The 5642-nt window shown below is 47.1% G+C and carries 10 protein-coding genes and 1 pseudogene; 6 read left to right on the top strand and 5 right to left on the bottom strand.

Annotated features, from left to right (window positions below; genetic code table 11):
* From ACEPPX_RS11445 to ACEPPX_RS11425, 5 genes and pseudogenes are all read right to left on the bottom strand, one after another.
* Nucleotides 1–313: pseudogene (locus ACEPPX_RS11445) on the bottom strand (transposase); the annotation flags it as partial.
* A 2-nt stretch (nucleotides 314–315) separates the two neighbouring features.
* Nucleotides 316–1179 (bottom strand): DUF3102 domain-containing protein, encoded by an 864-nt coding sequence (locus ACEPPX_RS11440; protein WP_416624138.1) that lies wholly within the window; start codon nucleotides 1177–1179, stop codon nucleotides 316–318.
* 45 nt (nucleotides 1180–1224) lie between these two features.
* Nucleotides 1225–1509, bottom strand: a complete 285-nt coding sequence (locus ACEPPX_RS11435; protein ID WP_416624139.1) for a DNA-binding protein — start codon at nucleotides 1507–1509, stop codon at nucleotides 1225–1227.
* Nucleotides 1509–1754, bottom strand: coding sequence for a DNA-binding protein (locus ACEPPX_RS11430; protein ID WP_416624137.1), 246 nt, complete (start codon nucleotides 1752–1754; stop codon nucleotides 1509–1511). Before ACEPPX_RS11430 ends, ACEPPX_RS11435 begins: the two co-directional genes overlap by 1 nt.
* The gene (locus ACEPPX_RS11425; RefSeq protein ID WP_416624136.1) at nucleotides 1747–1971 is read right to left on the bottom strand and encodes a DNA-binding protein; all 225 of its coding nucleotides are present in this window, start codon (nucleotides 1969–1971) and stop codon (nucleotides 1747–1749) included. Before ACEPPX_RS11425 ends, ACEPPX_RS11430 begins: the two co-directional genes overlap by 8 nt.
* Nucleotides 1972–2026: 55 nt before the next feature.
* Between ACEPPX_RS11425 and ACEPPX_RS11420 the strand changes: the two genes are divergently transcribed.
* The 6 genes from ACEPPX_RS11420 (at nucleotide 2027) to ACEPPX_RS11395 (ending at nucleotide 5468) form a co-directional block, all read left to right on the top strand.
* Nucleotides 2027–2263 (top strand): hypothetical protein, encoded by a 237-nt coding sequence (locus ACEPPX_RS11420; RefSeq protein WP_416624135.1) that lies wholly within the window; start codon nucleotides 2027–2029, stop codon nucleotides 2261–2263.
* Between the two features lie 107 nt (nucleotides 2264–2370).
* On the top strand, nucleotides 2371–2742 hold the full coding sequence (locus tag ACEPPX_RS11415) for a helix-turn-helix domain-containing protein (protein WP_416624134.1): 372 nt from the start codon (nucleotides 2371–2373) through the stop codon (nucleotides 2740–2742).
* Between the two features lie 111 nt (nucleotides 2743–2853).
* Nucleotides 2854–3051 carry a hypothetical protein gene (locus tag ACEPPX_RS11410; RefSeq protein ID WP_416624133.1) on the top strand — a complete coding sequence of 66 codons (198 nt, stop codon included), beginning with the start codon at nucleotides 2854–2856 and terminating at the stop codon, nucleotides 3049–3051.
* Between the two features lie 131 nt (nucleotides 3052–3182).
* Nucleotides 3183–3434, top strand: coding sequence for a S24 family peptidase (locus tag ACEPPX_RS11405; RefSeq protein WP_416624132.1), 252 nt, complete (start codon nucleotides 3183–3185; stop codon nucleotides 3432–3434).
* A 112-nt stretch (nucleotides 3435–3546) separates the two neighbouring features.
* The gene (locus tag ACEPPX_RS11400) at nucleotides 3547–4575 is read left to right on the top strand and encodes a hypothetical protein (protein WP_416624131.1); all 1029 of its coding nucleotides are present in this window, start codon (nucleotides 3547–3549) and stop codon (nucleotides 4573–4575) included.
* Between the two features lie 374 nt (nucleotides 4576–4949).
* Nucleotides 4950–5468: a TIGR02594 family protein gene (locus ACEPPX_RS11395; RefSeq protein ID WP_416624130.1), complete on the top strand. Its 519-nt coding sequence runs from the start codon at nucleotides 4950–4952 to the stop codon at nucleotides 5466–5468.
* Nucleotides 5469–5642: the final 174 nt, after the last annotated feature.

Genomic DNA, 5642 nt, shown 5'->3' with positions numbered 1-5642 from the left:
TTTCACCGTTGGCGCGCAGCATTTCCACCGCCGCACCCACCGTGGTCAGCCGCTTGCCGTTTTTGCGCATGGTTTCCATCACCAACGTGCTGATCACTTTTGCTTCTTCCCGCGTTAAGGCCGATTTACCGGCATCTACGCGGCGCTTGCGGGTCGGCTTTAACACAACTGCTTCCAGTTTGCGGTGCAATGTAGCCAAACTGATCCCCAAAGCTGCTGCCTGCTCTTTCAGATAGGTCGTCTTGCCGCCGCGCCCACGCTGTTCGGCCTCGCGGGCGATTTCGGCCAAACGCTCCGTCATTGCCGCATTCATGATTACGCTCCATTGCCTTCCGAAGACTCATAACCCTTCAGCCATTCAGGCACATCATCAGTAGGTGCTTCTTCGGGTAGGGCAAACAGTTCGCGCAGCATTTCCGCATCGCGTATCACCTGATTGATGCTGCCGACCATCTGTGCGCGGTGGTCAAAACCGTGCGCTTCGCCGTGGGCAACCAGCTGTTCGAATAAATCGCGCAGGCGGCTGATATCCGAACGCACGCCGATTACCGCCGTACTCAAACGCATGGTCAGCTCGCTGGCCACATCTTGCGGCTTCGGCTCTTTAACCTGCTTCTTGGCCAGTTTTTCCGCCAGCTCGTCCACTTTCTTATTTTTGTCGGCAATGACTTGGTCTTTGGCCGCCGCCGTTTCGCGGCTTTCACGCAGCGCCAGGCGCAGTTCTTTCACCGTCATGCGGTCAACGTCATCAAGCGTGTGGCCGTTGATGTCGCCGCCGTCGGCCAGCTCGATCAGGGTTACGTCTTCTTCCACCAGCAGTTCGAGCAGTTTCGACTTGCCTAAATCCATCAACTTTGGCGCAGCTTTCTGCATCTGCGGGGTAGCAAAGCGTTGGGTAGCACGCATCAAGCGCGATGCTTCCATTTTTCCAATCCCAAATTGCTCTTTAGTGATATTTTCAAAACGACCATGTTCGGTATGTTCTTTCAGCACAATCAGGGCGCGTCCCAGTTCAAACATGCCTTCCATTGTCTGCCGTACCGCTAATCGGCCGCGCTCAATCCAGCGTTCTTCGCTGTACACCTCACCGTTGCCCCATTGCTCCATCACCATCACACTGCGCGCGGCTTGGTAGTTTTGCGCGGCTGCCACATCAATTACTTCCAATTCATTGCTCATTTTTTGTCCCTCAAAAGTAACGACGTCGTTACTTTTCAAAATCCGTTAATCCACATCGACCCTTTTGCCGACTTCCGCAATTTTGCTTTGCAGCCGCTCATGCTGCCGTCTGAAACGCTCGGCGATTTGCAGCGTTTTAATGCTGTAGGCAAAATTGCCGTTATCCAGTTTGACCACCAATCCTTCAGCAATCAGATCGTCTAAATCGCGGCTCACATGCACCGGTGATATACCGAGGCCGTCTGAAATCTCTTTATTGCTTACCCCGATAATCGGATGGGCTTCCAAAGCCTTAAACACCTTCAAGAGCCTGATACCTTTGGCACTCATCATTTCAACCCCAGTCTCACAGCAATTTCATGCCCCTTGCCGTAGTTGCCTTTACGCTGGCCGCCGACCACCAGATACACATCGCGCGGCTTAAAGCCGTTCTCTCTTGCCCACTGCGCCAGCGTTTGGCCGTTTTTGGCAAAATTTTCTTTAAGCTCATCTGCCGTAAGCATTTCTTTGGTCTGTACGCGGGTAAATTTCAGCACCCGTCCGTATGGTTGGTTAATGCACTCATGATTAATCATCGCTTTTCTCCTTCAGCCCCAGCATCACCGCCGCTTCGTGGCTTTTGCCGAAATTGCCTTTCAGCTTGCCGCGCAAGAGGTGCTCCACCGTGGTGCGTTCCAAATTGAAATATTTCGCCCAATGTGCCTTGCACACGCCGTGGCGGCGGAACCACTTGGCCGCGCTCTGCGGCGTTTGTGGATAGGGAATCGGCTTGAAATTCAAAGGTTTTTCCATATTATTTATGCCTTTCGTGTGATATAATGTGTTTATTTTTCAGAAGGATTCTGCCGTGGAATCAAAAGCGTTGTTCCACCCCACCGAATACGAAGCACTTCAAACCATTGCCACCTTAACTGGCATAAACCGCAGCACTTGGGATGCATTGGGCGAAATCCTGCTGATCGAATTCGCCACATCCGGCGGCGCACCGTTTCCGGTGGGGCTTTCCGCTGCCACTCTGGAAAGCCTGCTGAAGGATTTGCAGGCGGCCATAGATTGCCGTCCCGATAACGGCGGCAATGCCTGAATGCAGATGGCTTCATTTTTCGTCCTTTCGCGTGATGAATTAGGGTGTTTTGTGTTTCGATGTGGAAATTATAGGAAGAGTTCTTCCTATTCTGCAAGGAGTATTTTATGAGGAACTCTTCCTTTTCGGGTAACCGATTGAAAGAAGAAAGAAAAAAGTTAGGGCTGACACAGGCACAAGCTGCTGAAAAATGTGGAGTTTCAGGAAGAATGTGGGGAGATTACGAACGTGGAATTAGCCAACCCAAAACGGAACTTTTCTTCCAATTTGAAAAAGCAGGCATAGACGTTCAATACGTCATGCACGGCAGGCGCGATGAAACGGCCGCCATGCCGTCTGAAAAACTGAGCAAAGAAGAACAGGAGCTGCTGGATTTGTTTCGCCAAGCCAGCGATTTAGGCCGAGCCGTCATTTTGAGTGCTGCGCGCGGAGCAGAGAAAAAAGCCACGCCTTCGGCTGATAAAGTGAGTAACGGATAAATGATATGAATACGGCGTTGACACCTGAATTAATGGAAAAATTAGAACGGTTAAGAGACCTTGAATTTGAGGCACAAGAACTACGAGCAGAGCTGCAACCGTGGTTAGATAATGCTTGCAAACAATATTTTTGTTGCATGGCTTGAGAACCAACTGGAAAAAGGTCAGGATATTTCCATTTTGGAGTTAAAAAGCAATTTATCAGATTTAACTTACCATTCGGCAATGAATGACAATGTCGCGTTGTGGCATCAGGTAAGTGAGGTGAAGAAATTGCTTGCTATTTATGAAGCCAATCGGAAAACATAAAAAATGCCGTCTGAAAGTTTCAGACGGCATTTAAGACACTCCGGCATTCTGGCTGCGCTGGTGTTCTGAAATGAATCTTAGCAAAACAACGGCTTTCGCGTACTTTAAAGTGCATTAGAAATTGGAACAGTATGGAGACGACCATCAACAGCAAAGACACACTCTTAGTCGATACTTCTAAAACCAACCCCCGCGACGGCCAAATTTATGTCATTCGCAGCAGCGATGTGCTGTGGGTCAAACGTATCCAACGCCAGCTTGACGGCTCACTCCTGCTGATATCCGATAACACAACTTATCCGCCAATGCCGCTTGCATTGGCCGACCACCCCGATATTCAGGTCATCGGGCAGGTGGTGCAGATATCTAAAGACCTGAATTGAAATTTAGCAAAGGAAAACATATTTAACTATTTCGAAATTAAAATGATCAAACATCTATATAAATGCCGTCTGAAAAGATTTCAAATGGCCTGATTGAAATAGAAAGGGAAACATGGCTACTGTTATCATCAGAAATGAAGAAGATATTTACCAGATCCTGCAAAATTATCTTGACAACGAAAATTATTTTCAGAATGTCGATATCGAGATAGAATCTCTTCCTAAGCTAGAATTAAGGCTAGTCGGTGAAGAATTTCATTCTAGTATTACGCCAACGGTCATGAAGGCGTTTATTGAGCTGCAAAACGGGATAAACCGTGCGTATGCTGTGTCCAAATATGGCGAAGCCAATGCCAATCGTCTGACTCAGGAAGAAAAAGACGAGTTGGAATTTGTGGTTCAAGTCAGGGAAGGCAGTTCGTTATTTTCTTTAGATTTCACAGCTGGTTTTACAAAACTGCTGGAAAAAGGCATATCACAAATGACGGGAACACAGATAACAATTTCGGTTCTTACCATAGCCATTATGTGGGGTGGTGTGAGTGCCTTTAAATATTATTTGGATTATAGAAAAGACCGGCGGGTGGCGGAAGCGAGAGAAGCTCAGGATTTACAACTAATTGAACACTTGAATTTTGTGTCAGAGCAGGAAACCGAGCGAACAAAAATCATTGCTGCTCTTGCTGCTCGTGAGCCTGTTGTCAAAAAAATCAAAGAAATTTCAGATGAATCAAAAGCAGAAGCGGTCAAAAAACTGGCTCAGGCTGAGACTATTCAAATCGGTGATGCTATTGAACTTAGTGGCGAGCAAGCGGAAGAATTGGTTAAAAATGCCCGAAAACGTTCGATTGAAACCCGCCTAGATGGTACTTATCGCATTTTGTCAGTGGATTCAAGTCTGCCTGATGAGTTCAAAGTAACCGTCCAACAAAGAGGTAGTGCTGTGAAATTTACCGCTTCCGTTCAGGAAGATTCATTTGAGCAAAGATATAAGAAAATTTTGCAGGAAAACGAATGGGGCAAAACACCGCTATTTCTGCAAATCAACGCTACTTTGCGTGCAACTGACAATTCGGTTATCAGAGCGACCATTACGAAAGCTGAAAATCTACCCGAAGATAATGAACCTGCCGAAGAGTAAATTCAGTTTTAACCCGTATTAAAGCCTATTCAGGCAGTCTTACTTAAAATCCCTATAACTCATCTTGTGTTATAGGGATTTTTTTATATCCAGCAAACTCAATCAATTCATCGAGCGCATACTCTCCCATGAGGGAGGTTACGTCAAGTTTCCTTTACCCTCTTGGTTGGATTTACTATGTGACAGATTTATATTATTTTATTTGCCTTGGTTCCACTTATAAATATTTTAGATAAACATAACCGTAAAGCATGAAAACGATATCATTAATAAAATTAAAAAGGTAAGTCTGATTATTAAACCCCTTTAAAAGAATTCTCCGCCCTATATTTTCCATAATCCCTATAACCCAACCAGTTATAGGGATTTTTCTTATGCCAATCAACCAACAAACAGAATTGCCATGGATTGCCGTAGCACGCCTCTATATCGGCCTAGCCGAAATCCCTGGCAAACAACACAACCCGACGATTATCAACTGGTTAGCTACTTTAAATGCATGGTGGCGTGATGACGAAACGCCGTGGTGCGGCACGTTTGTTGCCCATTGCTGCCGCCGCACTGGACGTGGATTACCTAAGCATTGGTATCGCGCTAAGGCATGGGCAGAAGCAGGCACGCGCTTAAAGCAACCGGCTTATGGCTGCATCGTGGTGTTTGAACGCCAAGGTGGCGGTCATGTTGGCTTTGTAGTCGGACAGGATAACCAGGGTAATTTGATGGTACTGGGTGGTAATCAAGCCAACAAGGTCAGCATTGCCAAGTTCCCTCGTAGTCGTGTTACCGCATATGTATGGCCGTCGGATAAAGGTAAGCCGAGTTGGCCGTTACAGAGCCGCTATAAGCTGCCGCGTATTCAGATGGCGGGCGGGTTTTCAAGCAACGAAGCATAAAGGGCACTGCAATGAAACTCTTTAAATGGCTTGGTGGCCTGATCACCAACCCTGCCACAGGGCAAATCAGCCACACTAAACTCTGGGCAAACATTGCCGCTTGCGTGATGACCTATAAATTTACCATCCAGCCCGATGCACCCGAGTGGCTTTGGTGGGCATACGGTGGCATGG

This window comes from Neisseria sp. S1, from assembly GCF_048060015.1.
Classification (GTDB): domain Bacteria; phylum Pseudomonadota; class Gammaproteobacteria; order Burkholderiales; family Neisseriaceae; genus Neisseria; species Neisseria arctica.
The sequence above is the reverse complement of the archived record's forward strand: the minus strand, read 5'-3'. Positions and strand labels throughout refer to the sequence as shown.

What these genes read in the sequence shown, in the direction of transcription:
- ACEPPX_RS11440 (WP_416624138.1), bottom strand. Translation starts at nt 1,179, where the DNA reads ATGAGCAATGAATTGGAAGTAATTGATGTGGCAGCCGCGCAAAACTAC.
- ACEPPX_RS11435 (WP_416624139.1), bottom strand. Translation starts at nt 1,509, where the DNA reads ATGAGTGCCAAAGGTATCAGGCTCTTGAAGGTGTTTAAGGCTTTGGAA.
- ACEPPX_RS11430 (WP_416624137.1), bottom strand. Translation starts at nt 1,754, where the DNA reads ATGATTAATCATGAGTGCATTAACCAACCATACGGACGGGTGCTGAAA.
- ACEPPX_RS11425 (WP_416624136.1), bottom strand. Translation starts at nt 1,971, where the DNA reads ATGGAAAAACCTTTGAATTTCAAGCCGATTCCCTATCCACAAACGCCG.
- ACEPPX_RS11415 (WP_416624134.1), top strand. Translation starts at nt 2,371, where the DNA reads ATGAGGAACTCTTCCTTTTCGGGTAACCGATTGAAAGAAGAAAGAAAA.
- ACEPPX_RS11410 (WP_416624133.1), top strand. Translation starts at nt 2,854, where the DNA reads ATGCTTGCAAACAATATTTTTGTTGCATGGCTTGAGAACCAACTGGAA.
- ACEPPX_RS11405 (WP_416624132.1), top strand. Translation starts at nt 3,183, where the DNA reads ATGGAGACGACCATCAACAGCAAAGACACACTCTTAGTCGATACTTCT.
- ACEPPX_RS11400 (WP_416624131.1), top strand. Translation starts at nt 3,547, where the DNA reads ATGGCTACTGTTATCATCAGAAATGAAGAAGATATTTACCAGATCCTG.
- ACEPPX_RS11395 (WP_416624130.1), top strand. Translation starts at nt 4,950, where the DNA reads ATGCCAATCAACCAACAAACAGAATTGCCATGGATTGCCGTAGCACGC.